The 14,914-nt window shown below is 70.2% G+C and carries 9 protein-coding genes and 3 pseudogenes; 5 read left to right on the top strand and 7 right to left on the bottom strand.

All coding sequences use genetic code 11. From position 1 onward, the window contains the following. Positions 1-487: 487 nt before the first annotated feature. The 3 genes from ACFXI4_RS44085 (at position 488) to ACFXI4_RS44095 (ending at position 2,949) form a co-directional block, all read left to right on the top strand. Positions 488-1,753 (top strand): glycosyltransferase family 4 protein, encoded by a 1,266-nt coding sequence (locus ACFXI4_RS44085; RefSeq protein WP_385003206.1) that lies wholly within the window; start codon positions 488-490, stop codon positions 1,751-1,753. Then, complete coding sequence (locus tag ACFXI4_RS44090; protein WP_385003209.1) at positions 1,750-2,577, top strand: transferase; 828 nt, start codon at positions 1,750-1,752, stop codon at positions 2,575-2,577. The genes ACFXI4_RS44085 and ACFXI4_RS44090 overlap by 4 nt, the downstream gene beginning before the upstream one ends. A 156-nt stretch (positions 2,578-2,733) precedes the next feature. Further along, a complete protein-coding gene (locus tag ACFXI4_RS44095) occupies positions 2,734-2,949 on the top strand; it encodes a hypothetical protein (protein WP_385003212.1) in 216 nt (71 codons plus the stop codon). A 55-nt stretch (positions 2,950-3,004) separates the two neighbouring features. Here ACFXI4_RS44095 and ACFXI4_RS44100 read toward each other — a convergent pair whose 3' ends face one another. The 5 genes and pseudogenes from ACFXI4_RS44100 to tal form a co-directional block, all read right to left on the bottom strand. Beyond that, entirely contained in the window at positions 3,005-4,216 is a 1,212-nt protein-coding gene (locus tag ACFXI4_RS44100) for an alkaline phosphatase (protein ID WP_385003214.1), read from the bottom strand. A gap of 1,586 nt (positions 4,217-5,802) precedes the next feature. Then, a complete protein-coding gene (locus tag ACFXI4_RS44105; RefSeq protein ID WP_385003217.1) occupies positions 5,803-6,237 on the bottom strand; it encodes an SgcJ/EcaC family oxidoreductase in 435 nt (144 codons plus the stop codon). A gap of 13 nt (positions 6,238-6,250) precedes the next feature. Beyond that, positions 6,251-7,207 carry a helix-turn-helix domain-containing protein gene (locus ACFXI4_RS44110; RefSeq protein ID WP_385003220.1) on the bottom strand — a complete coding sequence of 319 codons (957 nt, stop codon included), beginning with the start codon at positions 7,205-7,207 and terminating at the stop codon, positions 6,251-6,253. 692 nt (positions 7,208-7,899) lie between these two features. After that, entirely contained in the window at positions 7,900-10,116 is a 2,217-nt protein-coding gene (tkt, locus tag ACFXI4_RS44115) for a transketolase (RefSeq protein ID WP_385003223.1), read from the bottom strand. A 698-nt stretch (positions 10,117-10,814) separates the two neighbouring features. Further along, positions 10,815-11,927: pseudogene (gene tal, locus ACFXI4_RS44120) on the bottom strand (transaldolase); the annotation flags it as partial. Between the two features lie 439 nt (positions 11,928-12,366). Here tal and ACFXI4_RS44125 point away from each other — a divergent pair. Then, on the top strand, positions 12,367-13,287 hold the full coding sequence (locus tag ACFXI4_RS44125; protein WP_385003227.1) for a Rieske 2Fe-2S domain-containing protein: 921 nt from the start codon (positions 12,367-12,369) through the stop codon (positions 13,285-13,287). Between the two features lie 195 nt (positions 13,288-13,482). On the opposite strand, the pseudogene ACFXI4_RS44130 reads toward ACFXI4_RS44125, so the two are convergent. Together ACFXI4_RS44130 and ACFXI4_RS44135 are read right to left on the bottom strand one after the other, a co-directional pair. Next, positions 13,483-13,719: pseudogene (locus tag ACFXI4_RS44130) on the bottom strand (SsgA family sporulation/cell division regulator); the annotation flags it as partial. A 315-nt stretch (positions 13,720-14,034) separates the two neighbouring features. Beyond that, positions 14,035-14,694 carry a type III effector protein gene (locus tag ACFXI4_RS44135; RefSeq protein WP_385003230.1) on the bottom strand — a complete coding sequence of 220 codons (660 nt, stop codon included), beginning with the start codon at positions 14,692-14,694 and terminating at the stop codon, positions 14,035-14,037. Between the two features lie 26 nt (positions 14,695-14,720). Here ACFXI4_RS44135 and ACFXI4_RS44140 point away from each other — a divergent pair. Continuing rightward, positions 14,721-14,914, top strand: a pseudogene (locus ACFXI4_RS44140) (hypothetical protein); the annotation flags it as partial.

The raw sequence follows: 14,914 nt of genomic DNA on the forward strand, positions 1-14,914 counted from the left end.
TGTTCGTACTGTACATGTACAGTACGAACACCCGCACCGGCTGACCGGATCACCTGACCGGGTACGCGGTGGTGATCAATCGGTGGTCCGGGTCCAGCCGGAGAGGCGCCCCCGTAGTCAGGCATGTGGCGGATCGCGTGGGAGCGGCGGAAGCTGATCGGGATCGGGATCGGGATCGGGATCAGGGCCGGGCTGGTGGTCCTCCCGGCCCGGTGGTTCCTGCGTCAGGCGGCAAAGGGGGCAGGGGTTGGGTGGCGCACCGACACCGCTCCGCTGGAGCGGGCGTTTGGGGGATCGGAAGACACGTCTGGAGATCCTCCACCTCTCCTCGGCGCCGGCCGGCTCGACGGTCCGGGGGCGGGGCACCGCGGGTGACTGCCGCGCGCGCCCGGCGTTCTGCCGTTGCTTCTGTCCGGCACATGGCCTGCAAGGCAACGGACGGATAACAGGAGGCAACGAAACGGGCCCCGGCGGGGTCTAGTCCGCCATGAAGATCTCTTTCCTGCTCCACAACGCCTACGGGATCGGAGGCACGATCACCACCACGTTCAACCTGGCCCAGGCACTCGCCGACCGGCACGAGGTGGAGATCGTCTCGGTACTGCGGCACCGCGAACGCCCGGACTTCGTGCTGGACCCGCGCGTGTCGTTAAGGCCGCTGGTGGACCTGAGACATGAGAAGGAACATCCTCTGCATCTCAAACCGGCGCGGGTGTTCCCCGCCGCCGAATACCGCTATGGGCAGTACAGCGAACTGACCGACCTGCGGATCGGCGAATGTCTGGCGCAGACCGACGCCGAGGTCGTCATCGGCACCCGGCCGGGGCTCAACGTGCACCTCGCGCGCCAGGCGCCGGAGCACGTCGTCCGCATCGGGCAGGAGCACCTCACCCTCGACAGCCACTCGCCCCGGCTGCGCACCGCGCTGCGCCGGGCCTACCGCCGGCTCGACCTGCTGACCACGGTCACCGAGGCGGACGCCGTTTCCTACCGGCGCAAGATGCGCCTGCCCGGCGTCCGGGTGGAGGCCCTGCCGAACAGCGTCCCCGACCCGGTGCTGCCCGCGGCGGACGGCACCGCGAAGGTGATCGTCGCCGCCGGCCGGCTGGTCCCGGTGAAGCGCTACGACCTCCTCATCGAGGCGTTCGCCCCGGTCGCCGCCGCCCACCCGGACTGGCGGCTGCGCATCTACGGCAAGGGCCGGGAACAGGCGCGGCTGCGGCAGCTCATCGAGGACCTCGGCCTGAGCGACCATGCCTTCCTGATGGGTGCGGCCGCGCCCATGGAGGCGGAGTGGGTCAAGGGCTCGATCGGCGCGACCGCGGCCGACTTCGAACCGTTCGGCATGACCATCGTGGAGGCGATGCGCTGCGGTCTGCCGGTCGTCAGCACCGACTGCCCGTACGGACCCGGCGAGATCATCGAGGACGGCGCCGACGGCCGGCTCGTCCCCGTGGGAGACCGCGAGGCGTTGAGCGCCGCACTGCTGGAACTCGTACAGGACGACGAGCGGCGCCGGCACATGGGCCGCAGGGCACGGGAGAACGCGCGGCGGTTCGGCCCGGTACCGGTCGTGGAGCAGGCCGAGTGCCTGATCGGCGAGGCCGTCGCCGCACGCGGGACCGGGCGACGGGTGGCGGTGGAACGCGGACGGATAGAACGCGCCCTGGTCAGCCGGGGCTTCGCCGCACGCGACGTCCTGCACGTCGCGGCGTCCAGCGCGCTGCACACGGTACGGAGGGGAAAGCGATGATCACCGGACAAGGCACGACGCCCGCGACCGACCTCCGCACCGACTGCACGGCCGACACGGACGGCCGTCTCACTTTCACGTTCACGCTGCGGACACCGTCGGCCACGGGCTGTCTGCTGCTGCGGCTGCGCCCCGAGAAGGGGCAGCCCGAAAAGGTCCTCCACGCCCTCGACCTGGAACCGGCGGCGGACGGCCGGCCGTGTGCCGTCCTGGAGCCGGAGCCCGCGCTCGCCGAGGGCCGGTGGGACGTCTACCTGGTCCCCGAACCAGGCGCGCCACGGCAGCGACTGCGCCCCGGACTGCGGGACCTCCGGACCCTCGTCGAGGGCCACCTGCGTGAGAGGCCCTCACCGGTCGCCGTACGTGTCCCGTACGTCACCAGGGACGGCTACCTGGCACTGCGGGCGTGGCTGCGCACCGCCCACGCGGAGGTCGAGGGCGTCCATGTCACGGACCGCTCGATGACCGTCAGGGCACGGCTGCACGGCGCCACCCTCGGCGAGGCTCCGGCCGTGCTGCTGCGCGTGCGGCGCGGGGGCGGCACCGAGCGGACCGTCGTGCCGGTGGCCGAGAAGGACGGCCGTGGGTTCTCCTTCACCGTGGACTACGGGGAGTTGGCCGGTGACGCGGGTCCCGGCAGCCGTGTCTGGGATCTGTTCGTCAGGGTCGACGGTGAGACCTCCGTCCGGATCGGCCGTCTCCTCGACGACGTCGCGGACCGCAGGGACATCTTCGTTCTCCCCGCGGCCGTGATCGGCGGCGCGGTCGTGCGGCCCCACTACACGGTCGACAACGATCTCTCCGTACGTGCGGACAGGACGTGACCGTATGTCCTCCTACGGCCCTTCCTTTACGCAGACACATCAGGCGCAGAGGATCCTCGCGTCGAGGTAGTCCGGGGGGACCTGACCGAGGACGGGCACGGTAGCCAGGAGTACGTCATCGCCGGCCTCGAACTGGTCTCCGCGGGCGACAGGGTGGTGACCGTCGCCGGCGCCCGGGGCCGGGAGTCCGCCCTGCTGCAACTCACCGAGGAGCAGGCCGTCGCACAGCGGTGGGCGGCAGAGCACCCGGAGGACGTGATCGGCTTCCTGCTGGAGGTGTACGGCCACGCCCCAGAGGTCGGCCGCACGGTCGCCGACACGGTGGAGAAGGTCACCGGCGCTGTAGGGGTGGCCTTCGTCGAAGTGCCGTGAAGGGGGCGGAGCCCCGGGCGCCATGGCGCCCGGGGCTCCGCCGGCCGTGCTTGGTTCAGTGGCGCGTGAGGGCCTGGCGCAGCACGTCGTACACGTAGGTGTTGGCGTGCTTGCCGGTGAAGCGGTCGGACAGCGGGCCGGCCGCGGTCACGGGCACGTCCACACCGGTGTGGCCGGACGTGGTCCAGTCGATGTAGAAGCTCTTCTCGCTGCCGCGGATGCTGAACGGGCCGTCCTCGGCGGAGATGCCGGTGCCGGACTCGTCGGTGGCGTCCGAGTCCTCGACGGCCAGGCCGCCGGTCTCGTGGTCGCCGGTGACGACCAGCAGGGTGTCGGGGTGGGTGGCGACGTAGGCACGGGCCACGGCCACGGCCTTCTCGAGTTCCTGCATGGACTGCAGGACGCGGGTGCCGTTGTTCGAGTGGGCGAACTCGTCCACTCCTTCCTCCTCGACCATGAGGAAGAAGCCCTTCTTGTTCTTGTCCAGCGTGGACAGGGCCTTGCTGGTCATGGTGGAGAGGCCGACCACCGGGCTGTACACGTCGCCCTGGCCCTCGGCGCGCTGCTGGAACATCTCCTCGTTGGCGAAGAGGCCGAGGAGCTTGCCGCTCTTGGCACGGCTGAGCTGGTCCGCGCTGGAGACGTAGGAGTAGCCGGCCTTCTTGGCCTTGGCGATGAGGTTGCCCTTGGTGCCCTTGCTCGCCTCGGACGGGTCCTCGGCGGGCTGGTCCTTGAACGCGCCGGCGCTGCCCGCGGGCAGCCACCAGTCCTCGCCACCGCCGAGGATGACGTCGGGCTTGCTGACCTCGATGTACTGGCGGGCGATCTCGTCCTGCGCCGACCGGTTGGCCGTGTTGGAGAAGAACGCCGCCGGAGAGGCGTCGGTGACCTGCGCGGTGGTGACCAGACCGGTGGCCTTGCCGGCTGCCTTGGCCTGCTGGCCGAGAGTGGCCAGCGGGTTGCCGTCGACGTCGACGCTGATCGCGCCGTTGTAGGTCTTCTCGCCGGTGGCCCACGCGGTCGCCGCGGCGGCCGAGTCGGTGACGACGGCCTTCGGGTCGTCCGGGTCGGTGGTCAGCTGGCCTGAGGCGGGGAGCTTGTCCATCGCGAGCTGGCTGCCCAAGCCGGCCAGGTGCAGCCGGGCCGCCTGGCGCGCGGCGGCGCCCATGCCGTCGCCGTTGATGAAGATGACGTTCTTGGCGGTCGGGGTCTTGGCCGAGGCGTGCGGAGCCGAGGCCGACGCGCCCATCGTCGGGTTGACCACCATCGTCACGACCGCGGCGGCGACTGCGGCTGTTGCGGGAGCGGCGAACCGCCGAGCCCTACGAGCATCCAGGGACACAACGTCCTCCGTTACTGTCTTTGCCCATTGCTTGACCGCGAACATAAGGTCCGTTGGGAGGATGTTGACCAAGAACAGATGACCAGTGTGCGACGGGACCTTCACCGGGAGGTAAAGGCGCAGGTCCCGAACTTGTCCGGACAGGTCGCAAGCGGAGGAACTCCGCCGATGCCTGCCATGAGCCCCGTGATTTACTGCCCGCGCCTCTTCTTCTGGTCGGCGCCGCAGGTCAGCAGCATGGCAGGTCCCTGACTTCTGCTAGCGGCCCGATGGTGCGGCTGCGCGGCAGCTGATACGCGGCGCGCCTCCAGCGCACCGCCGCGAAAAGTCGGGTGGTTCTCGCGGAATCTGGAGCGGGTCGGCGCTCGTGGCGGAGATGTCACCTGTATACGGGACGGAGCGGTTCAGGGGCTCAGCGACTGTCTTTGCAGGGGCGGCAGAACTCAGTAAGTCGCGTTCCCGTCAGGTGGGGGGTTACGGAGGCCGCCTCTTGCATGCTCCATCGTTCCCCGCCCTTCCGGGCCAGCCGGCTCCCCGTGCCGAGCAGTGGGGTGACGCCGTACAGTCCGTCGCCCGCGTACTCGCCGGCGGCCACTTCGGAAGGCCGTCGTGATGGAAGTCGGTGAGGGGAAGACCGCTGGTCTCGTCGATGTTCAGCCCGAGGGTCCGGCCACTCCGGCCGTTCCGGTGGAGGGGGCCGAGACGTGTTTCTGCGCTTCTCGCGGGTACCGGATCGTCCCTCTCCGGAGGCTTCGACACCACAACGGCCAGGTCGAGTTCGTCGTCACGGTTGAAGTCGGCCACCACGACGGCTGCCGTCTCCCCTTTCCGCGAGCCTGCCAGGGCGCGGAAACCGGCAGGACGCCGAAACCGCCTCCCGTTGTTCCCCACTCCACCGTCGTGTCGTCGCCGTTGTCGGCCAGGACTACCCGATCCGGCCGCGCGTCACCGTCCAGCCAGCCCACGAGAGCCGCGTCGCGTTCCACGCAGGGCGGCTGCCTAGACGAGGGAAGGGCGACGGTGACGGGCCCGCCGTCGCAGCCACTCAGGAGCGCCACCAGGGTCGGCGCGCACACCGCGCAACGCCGCAGTCTTCTCGTCACCTCGTATGCCTCCCGGGCACGGATGCTCACAACTTCCCCTGGCTCAAAGGTCTTTCAGAATGAGGTTCGCAGACCGCGGAGTCAGATGATGTGATCTGACGGCTGGCGTCATGGAGCAGGACGGCACAATCGAGGCTGTCGATCCCCGACTCACCACCGGTGCCCGTACTACGAGCAAGCCGCCCGGAAGCCCGCCGCTTCCCGCAGGGCACGCCTCCGACCTGGTCCATGAGGGTGAGGGGGCCCTGCCGCCGGTGCGGTAGCCCCCGTGGGTCGGATGGCGCTGCCCGGAACGCTGAGGTGGCCCGGGCAACGGCAAGCCCACCAGCCCACGACCGTGACGTACTTCTCCCACCGGGCCGCATTCTCGAATTCCCTGAGACTTCCCCCCGTTATGTAAATTCGCCGTCACCCGACGGCCAGGGACTCCAGGGCGGCCATGCTCTCCGACGAGAGCAGACGCGCGTTCTCCAGGGCCACGACCACCCATCGGTCGTCCCGCCACACCGTGACGAAGAGCTGCATGGAGAAGCGCGTCGACGGCGGCTGCTCCTCGCCCGGTAGGAGCATGCCGACGCGACTGTGGACCACCCCGACACCCGCGCTGACGATTCGGGCGAACGCTACATCGCCCTCTACCAGCCGAGAACCTTTGACCACGGTCGCGATGAGTTCCTCGTGCCTCGAGATCATCTCCGCGCGGCTGCGGTAGATGGTGCCCTCCAGGTCCGCGAACAAGGCGTCCTCGGCGAAGTCGGCGAAGAAACCTGCCACGTCACCTCGGTTCCAGGCCTCATACATCCGGCCCGGAATGGCACGGATCGCCTCGACTGACTGTTCCATCTGATCACCCTTCTCAGCTGTACGCACCACCATCCTCGCCGGGCAGGGCGGCGGGCGCCTTGACTGTCCGCGCACGGTTGTTGGACGTCAGCGTGCCCGCGTTGTAGCCGTACGTCGCCTTGAAAAGTCTGCTGAAATGCGCCGGATCCGCGAATCCCCAGCGCGCGGCGACGGCAACGACCGTCTGGTCACCTCGTGCCAGGTCCGCGCGGCACCGCTCCAGGCGGCGCCGACGGATGAGGGCCGCTACGGTCAGTGGCTGGTCTTCGAACAGCTTGTGGAGTCGGCGTACGGCGATGTGGTGTGCGGCGGCGATTCTGGCCGGTGTGAGATCCCAGTCGGACAACCGTGCCTCGATGTAGCCGAGAATACGATCGCGGAGCGCTTCGTCGGGGCACGGGCGCACGTCACCTAGTTGCGCCTCAAGCGCCACCGAGATCAGCTCGGTCACCGCGGCCGCGCATCGGTTCGCTTCGCTCATGCGGAACCCCTTCAGTGACCGGGCCATGTCCCGCGCCAGCGATGACACCAATGCCCCAGGGCCGCTGTCACCTTTGATGCGTACACCGACCAGGCGGGCGGCGTCCCCGGCGCGGAGTCGCAGCTCCAGCCGGGGCACCAGCATGGTCACGTGCGTGCTGGGGGTGCTGGAGAACCGCGCGGGCCGCGCGGGGTCGATAAGGACAAGGTCGGCCGGCCCCAGATCGGCGGAGCTGCGGCCCTGTTCAACGTGCGCCCGTCCCCGCGTCACCAGGTCGATCTGCCACAGTTCCTCGTCATCGGCCCGGGTGCAACGAGCGTCCCGGAAACACTCGCCTTCAGGCGTGGTGAGCTCGATCAGCTTGAGAAAACCGAGGTCGCGTGCACTGGCGCTGGCCCGGAACTCCCCACTGTCATGGCGCCCACTGAGTACAGGCGCCAACCCACTCGCCACGAGCGTCTCTTGGAAGCTTTCGATGTCTGTGAACACGTGGCTCACGGTAGCCCCGGCCCGAAAGCATCCCCCCGGGCACCGGGCCCAACACCGTCTTGACCTCCCTGCTCGCCGACCTGACCCTGACCCCGGAACCGCCCTGGACCTGGGGTGCGGCCACGGCGGCATCGCACTTTGAATCGCAGGCCCGATCTGGGACGCCACCGCCGCCGATGTCTCCCGGACCGCCCTCGACCGCGTCACAAGCCGCCGGGCGAGGCCGCCACTCACGCCGTGGTCGTCGTGGACGCGGCCGAGATGGCCTTCGGCGACTCCAGCCTGAACGCGCTGCTGAACTTCCACCACGGCCACCGCCTGCGCGTGGCCAGGCCCGCGCGCCAGCTCCTTCAGCCGCACCGCCTGCACCCTCGCCCATCAGCCAAGTCATGGATCTCGGCACCGGCAGCGGCGCGCTCGCGGTGGCGGTGGCCCTGCGGGGCGCCAAGGTAACCGCGGTGGACACCTCCTGGAGGGGGTGGCCGTCACCTGCTGCACCGCCCTGCTGAACGGCCGTAGGGTCCGGTTACACCATGGCGACCCGGCGTCCGCCGTTTCGGCTTGGTGGTGACCAACTTCCCCGATGTGCCGGCGCCGCCCTCGAACGCTCCGCCACGGTGCTGTGCGACCCGGGACGGATGCGGGAACGGCCGCGTCGGCCGGACCTGTTCACCGGTGCAGGGACGAGGGGGCTATCGGCGGTCGCCGGTGCCTCCTTCGGCGGGTGCTGAGGTGTGCTGGTGGCCGCCGGGGCGGACGGAATGCCGAGCGTCGTGGACGCTGTCGAGGGCAGCCGCGGCGACCGCTTCGGGCGTGATGCCGAACTCGGTGTAAAGGCGCTGGTAGGCGGCGGAAGCACCATAGTGTTCGAGGCTGACGACCCGCCCCGCGTCGCCGATGATCTCACGCCATCCCTGTGCCACCGCGGCTTCGACACTGACGCGGGCCCGGATGGACGGTGGCAGCACGGAGTCCTGGTAGCTCTGCGGCTGGGCGGCGAACCACTCGCGGCAGGGCATCGACACCACCCGCACCGCGAGGTTCTCCGCGGCCAGCAGTGTGCGGGCCTCCAAGGCGATGTGGACCTCGGAGCCGGTGGCCACCAGGATCACCTCGGGTACCGCCCCGCCGACGGCGTCCGCCAGGACGTAACCGCCGCGGGCCGCTCCCCGGGCCGGGGCGTGCTCGCCGTTGTCACGGTCCAGGACTGGCAGATTCTGCCGGCTCAGGACCAGGCCGGCGGGCCGGTCGTTGTGTTCAAGGATGGTCTGCCAGCAGGCGGTGGTCTCGTTGGCGTCGGCGGGCCGGACGACGTCGAGGCCGGGGATGGCGCGCAGTGCGGCCAGGTGTTCGACGGGCTGGTGGGTGGGGCCGTCCTCGCCCAGGCCGATGGAGTCGTGGGTCCATACGTAGGTCGCGGGCAGCTGCATCAGGGCGGCAAGGCGTACGGCCGGTCGCATGTAGTCGGAGAAGGTCAGGAAGGTGCCGCCGTAGGGCCGGGTCAGGCTTTGCAGGGCGATGCCGTTGAGGATCGCGCCCATGGCGTGTTCCCGGATGCCGAAGTGCAGGGTCCGCCCGTAGGGGCCGCCCTTCCACTCCTTGGTCTGGCGGTCGGCTGGGACGAAGGACGGCTCGCCGTCCATGGTGGTGTTGTTGCTGCCCGCGAGGTCGGCCGATCCGCCCCACAGCTCCGGCAGGACGGGCGCGAGCGCACTGAGGATCTCGCCCGAAGCGGCCCGGGTGGCCATTCCCTTGGCATCGGCGGGAAAGACGGGCAGCGCGTCGGTCCAGCCGTCGGGCAGTTGCTGCTTCCGCAGCCGGGCCAGCATCGCGGCGCGCTCCGGATTGGCCCTCTGCCAAACCTGGAACGTCTCGTCCCATGTCGCGTGCGCTTGTCGGCCCCGCTCAGCCGCCTGCCGGGTGCGGGCCAGGACCTCGTCCTCGACGGTGAAGTGGGCCGCGGGGTCGAAGCCCAGCAACTCCTTCGTGGCGGCGACCTCCTCCTCGCCCAGCGCGGAACCGTGGGCCTTGCCCGTGTTCTGCTTGTTCGGGGCGGGCCAGCCGATCACGGTGCGCAGCATGATCAGTGACGGGCGGCCGGTCTCCTCCCGGGCCGCCTGCGTCGCGGCGAGCAGGGCGTCGATGTCTTCGACGTACTCGCCGGTGTGGGTCCAGTCGACGGTCTGCACATGCCAGCCGTAGGCGGCGAAGCGGGCGGGGACGTCCTCGCTGAAGGCGACGTCGGTGTCGTCTTCGATGGAGATGTGGTTGGAGTCGTAGAAGACAGTGAGGTCGCCGAGTTTCTGGTGGCCGGCCAGGGAGGCGGCCTCGCTGGTGACGCCCTCCATCAGGTCGCCGTCGGAGGCGACGACGTAGACGTGGTGGTCGAAGGGGCTGGTGCCAGGCTCCGCGTCGGGGTCCAGTAGGCCACGTTCGCGGCGGGCCGACATGGCCATGCCGACCGCGGCGGCCAGGCCCTGGCCCAGTGGCCCGGTGGTGATCTCCACTCCGCGGGTGTGGCGGTGCTCGGGATGGCCGGGGGTGGCCGAGTTCCAGGTCCGGTACGCCTCCAGGTCCGAGAGCTCCATGCCGTAGCCGGCCAGGTAGAGCTGGATGTACAGGGTCAGGCTGGAGTGCCCGCAGGACAGCACGAACCGGTCCCGGCCCAGCCACTGGTCGTCGTGCGGGTCGTGCCGCATCACGTTCTGGAACAGCAGGTAGGCCAGGGGGGCCAGGCTCATCGCGGTGCCCGGGTGTCCGTTGCCCACCTTCTGCACCGCGTCGGCCGCCAGCAGCCGCACGGTGTCCACCGCTCGCACGTCGACCCCGTCCCAGCCGGCCCGCTCCACAACCGGAAGCGCCAAGGACCTGTCGCGTCCCGCCATGCCGTCTGATTGTTCACTCGCCATGCCGTTGCTCCTTCGTCAAGCCGGTGAAGCGGAACGCAGCAGAGCCGCCTGTATCAGGGGTCGCTCTCGGCCGCGGTCCGCGGGAGGGGGCGTTCCGCGGGCCGGGAAGGTGCCACGGGGCAGGCGAGAAACCTTCCCGGAGGTGATCAGCTGGTCGACGTGATCCAGAGGCCGAGCGCGCGGGTCGCCGCGGCGACCCGCAGCTTCTCCAGGGCCGTGCTCTGGCGCTCCGCGCGGTCCAGCAGGAGGGCCAGTCGCGCGCTGTCCAGGCGCCGGTCGGTGTCGGCCACGGCGCGCAGAGTGCGCCAGCCGGCCGCCTTGCCCAGGACGCCCAGAAGCATCGCCTCCGTTTCCAGGACGTCGCTGAGCGGGGAGCGGGAGAACAGGGAACCGTTGGTCTTCAGGCGGCCGGCCTTCTCCACGACCCAGCCCACGGCGGCCCTGGTGCGGTCGACGGACACGTCCAGGTCGGCCATGATCTGCGCCAGCGCCTCGCGGTCCTCCTCCACCTGGCGGGCCAAGTCCTTCAGGACCGCCCTTTCTTCCTCGCTCCTCCCGGTGTCCGCGGCGCGCTGGAAAAGCTCCAGACCACCGGTCGCTCCGGCGTAGTGGTCGTTGAGGTAGGTCGCCAGCAGGCCGTTGCCGTGCGGTCCATGCGGTCCACCGCCCGCGGACCCGGCCGCCGGACCGGTGCCGGAGCGCATCTGGCGGTCCACCGAGGCCCCGAGCTCAGCCCAGCTGGCCTCGAACTTCTCCAGCCCCTCACGCTCCAGGGTGTCGGTCACGTCCGCGAAGTCCACACCTGCGTCCTTCAGCGACGCCAGATGGGCTGCGGCGGCGGCGTAGTCCTCGGCGGTCGGTGCGTGGGCCGGCACGGTGCCGTGGTCGGCGAAGGCCGTCAGCGTTGCGCCCGGCATGGTGTTGACCGTGCCCGCGATGACCAGGTCGCTGACGTACATCGTGTCTGGGTAGTCGGGGTTCTTCACGCCGGTGGACGCCCACAGCGGACGCTGGACGTTGGCCCCGGCCGCGGCCAGGCGTTGCCAGCGCGGCTCGGCCACCACCTGCTCGTACGCCTGGTAGGCCAGCCGGGCGTTGGCGATCGCGGCCTTGCCCCTGAGCTCCTGGGCCTGCGGACTGTCCAGGGCGCCGAGGCGGCGGTCGACCTCGGTGTCGACGCGTGAGACGAAGAACGAGGCCACCGAGTGGATCTCCGACAGGTCGAGCCCGGCCTCCAGGGCCTGTTCCAGACCGGTCTGGTAGGCGTCCATCACCTTGCGATACCGCTCCAGGGAGAAGATCAGCGTGACGTTGACGCTGATGCCTTCCGCGATGACGGCGGTGATCGCCTTCAGCCCCTTGTGGGTGGCCGGGATCTTGATGAACAGATTGGAACGGTCGACCGCCGTCCACAGCTTGCGGGCCTGAGCCGCAGTGGCGTCGGCGTTCCGCGCCAGCCGCGGGTCGACCTCGATGGAGACTCGCCCGTCGATGCCGCCGCTGCGCTCATGGACCGGGTGAAGAACATCGCAGCCGTCTCGCACGTCATCGGTGGTCAGAGCGAAGACCGCGTCGTCGACGCTGGCGCCCGTGTCGCCGAGGCGGCGGAGCTGGTCGTCGTAACGGTCTCCCTTGGACAGTGCGGAAGCGAAGATCGTGGGGTTAGTGGTCACCCCCACCACGTGTTTGTCCGCGATCAGCCGCACGAGATCGCCGTCGGCGAGAAGCTCGCGGGAGAGGTCGTCGAGCCACACCGACACTCCTGAGGCAGACAAAGCGGCAAGCGGATCGAATCCGGCGGAATCGGACATTGCGCAGACCTCCAGATGTGGTGCGGGGCCGCCCGCCGCTGTGACGCTCCTTGGCCGGTGAGGCAAGCGTGGAGGCGGCGCCGGGTACCGTGCTTCTCCGTGCGGGTGCCCATCGCGGCCGTGCCGAAGCTCGACAGGGCGGCTTGCGGAACGCTCCACAGGGAAAGGTGCCGGGTCGGCACGTCGCCGCCCGCGCTCTCCGTACGCCGAAGCGACCAGCCTTCCGTGTTCCGTCGGCGTCACGAAGGTGAGGCAAGCCTCCTGGGCCCACATGTCGGTTGGCCGGCTGGTGCGATCGGCTGACTCACTGTCCCCTCCTGATCACTGCCAGAGTCACTGTTTCCAGCGGGCTGGGACGGCCGGAGCAGCCGGAATGAGTGTTCGCACGGTGCAGATGGTGTCCTGGTTTGTCGCGTGTGAACCTGGAGAACCGGCAGCTATGACCACTGTTCCGAAGCGTCCGACACCGCCCGCCCGCGCCGTCGCCCTCCTGCCCCGCCTGCTGGGCTCCTGCCTCGGCGTGGTCGAGAGGGTGGAGAACACTCAGGCCCTCGACCGCGTGGTGACGCCCGTACAGAAGGCCGTACGCGGTCTGCCCCTCGGGCCGCTTCGCGATGTGCTTCATGGCCGCCAGCTCGGCCACCCCCTCCACCCGGTTCTGGTGCAGGTGCCGATGGGCGCCTGGCTGTCGTCCGCCGTTCTGGACTTCGTGCCGGGCGCGGAACGGGCCGCCCGGGTGCTCATCGGCGTGGGCACGCTGACGGCATTTCCCGCCGCCCTTGCCGGCTGGACGGACTGGGCCGAGCAGCACAAGCAGCAGATGCGCACCGGCCTGGTGCACGCGACCGCCAACGCGGGCGCCGTCGCGCTCTTCGGCGGGTCGTTCACCGTGCGCGGGCGACGCCCGAAGCTCGGACGGGCGCTTGGACTCGGGGGTCTGGCCTGTGCGGGCTTCGGCGGGTTCATCGGCGGCCATCTTGCCTACCGGCAGGCCGCGGGCGCCAACAAGACGGAGCCTGTCGCCCACTTGGTGGAGCCGGGCTGGCACCGGCTCGGTCCGGTGGACGGCCTGAAGCCTGGAATCCCGGAGCGGCGCATGCTTGGCGAGGTGCCCGTGCTGGTGGTTCGCGGTGAGGACGGCGGGGTCGACGTACTGGCCGACCGGTGCAGTCATCTGTCGGGGCCGCTGTCCGAGGGCGACATCGCCGACGGCTGTGTGGTCTGCCCTTGGCACGGCAGTGTGTTCCGGTTGTCCGACGGAGCCCCGGTGAGCGGCCCGGCGACCGCCCCGCAGCCGTGCTTCGAGACCAGGACCGAGCCCGACGGGGCCCTCGCCGTCCGGCTGCCGGGGGCGGGCTGAACCGGCGGGCCCAGCCGCGGAGCCTGGAGGCGGATCCCGGAGCAGACGCCCTACGGCCCGCACAGGGCGTCCGCGGGGACCGCAGCTCGTGCTGCGGCCCGGGACGGTGTTCACGGCCAAGGGCCAAGGTCCCTCCTGGCCGAGCAGGGGCGCGAGGAACTCCTCCCGCTGGCGGTGGTCACCCTCCGTGTCCAGATGGGTGAGCTGCGCCGTGACGTCCAGCCGGTCGGAACTCACGTCCCGCTCTGTCCGGAAGACGGCGCCGGCCCGGAACGGTCCGAGCCGGATGCACAGCCCAAGGCTGTGTCTGCGGTGGATGGGCCATATCGCCACGTCGCCGATTCCGTCATGGCGGCGCGGCCCGAGCGGAAGCGCCTCCCGCGAGAGCGGCCACCGGACTGAAACACCGCCCGTCCGCAGGGTGACGTCGATGGCGAACGGGCAGAGCGGTGTCCTTCCTGCTGTACAACGACGGCGAGGACCTCGGCGCGCTGAAGCTCTCCTCTTGCGAGCCCGGGGGGTTCACCACCAGGGCCGCTCGGCGCCCTTCCAGCCGGCGATCGCCGTGTCGTGCCGTGCCGCAAAGCTTCCGTTCAGCAACAGGGTCACGCGCGTGTCGTGGACACTCACCCGCTTCTGCCGTGGGGGACGGGCCGGACGCGTACCCACTGGTGGGTGACGGTGATGGCCCGGTCCGGCACGCGGAGAGGTGCTTGGCGAGCGCGACCTGCCCAGCCGCGGCGACGCTCAGTCGGTAGGGGTCTTGTCGGTGACCCGGTCGGTGCGAAGGGTGTCGAGTTGTGCGGCTAGGTCGGGGTGGGTGCCGGTCAGGTAGGGGCGGGTGGCGTGGAGGGGGTGGATGAGCTCGGCGGGGTCGTCGTGGGCGAGGGCTGCGTGGAGTTGGCCGAGGGGGGTGCGGGCGGCGTCGGGCAGGTCGGTGAGGGCGGTGATCTGGCCGGCGATGCGGCGCAGGCCGGCTGCGTTGTGGCGGGCCCAGGTGGCTTCGGTGCGTTCGGCGGCGCGGTGTTCGCGGGTGGCCTGGACGCGTTGTTCGCCGGTGCTTCCGGCGGGGCCGGGGCGGCCGCGCAGGTAGCGCCGTTCGGCGGCCTGGCGGCTGGCGACGCCGAGGGGGTGGGCGAGGTCGGCCCAGCTGGCACCCGCGTCGCGGGCGGTTTCGATCAGGCCGGTCTCCCATCCGGCGAGCTGCTCGCGCACCTGCCGAAGCAGAAGCAGGGAGGCCAGCGCCTGCTCCGGTCCAGGACCGGGCGCATCGGGGAGGTCCCGGGACTCTTGGTGGGCATTGCGTAGGGCGTCGTCTATGGCGTCAAGGGCCACCGTGGCGGCGAGGAACGACGCCGGGCCAAGGGCGTTCGTGCCGGTTGTGGGTGATGGGTCGGCTGCGGTCACAGGCTCCTCCCTCAGAGCGTCGTCCAATGGACGACATCATGTTTGTCATCCATTGGATGACATGCTACAACGGTGTCAGTGAGCGCATTGGCAGCCACTGCCTGAACCCTCTGGAGGTGTTACCAATGTTGATGCGCACTGACCCCTTCCGTGACCTCGACCGGCTGGCGCAGCAGCTGATGGGTCCCGGCACCTGGTCGCGGCCGTCCCCGATGCCCAT

Origin of the sequence: Streptomyces sp. NPDC059224 (genome assembly GCF_042754285.1) — a bacterium.
Taxonomy (GTDB): Bacteria; Actinomycetota; Actinomycetes; order Streptomycetales; family Streptomycetaceae; genus Streptomyces.

What these genes read in the sequence shown, in the direction of transcription:
- ACFXI4_RS44085 (WP_385003206.1), top strand. Translation starts at nt 488, where the DNA reads ATGAAGATCTCTTTCCTGCTCCACAACGCCTACGGGATCGGAGGCACG.
- tkt (WP_385003223.1), bottom strand. Translation starts at nt 10,116, where the DNA reads ATGGCGAGTGAACAATCAGACGGCATGGCGGGACGCGACAGGTCCTTG.
- ACFXI4_RS44100 (WP_385003214.1), bottom strand. Translation starts at nt 4,216, where the DNA reads ATGGTGGTCAACCCGACGATGGGCGCGTCGGCCTCGGCTCCGCACGCC.
- ACFXI4_RS44090 (WP_385003209.1), top strand. Translation starts at nt 1,750, where the DNA reads ATGATCACCGGACAAGGCACGACGCCCGCGACCGACCTCCGCACCGAC.
- ACFXI4_RS44125 (WP_385003227.1), top strand. Translation starts at nt 12,367, where the DNA reads ATGACCACTGTTCCGAAGCGTCCGACACCGCCCGCCCGCGCCGTCGCC.
- ACFXI4_RS44105 (WP_385003217.1), bottom strand. Translation starts at nt 6,237, where the DNA reads ATGGAACAGTCAGTCGAGGCGATCCGTGCCATTCCGGGCCGGATGTAT.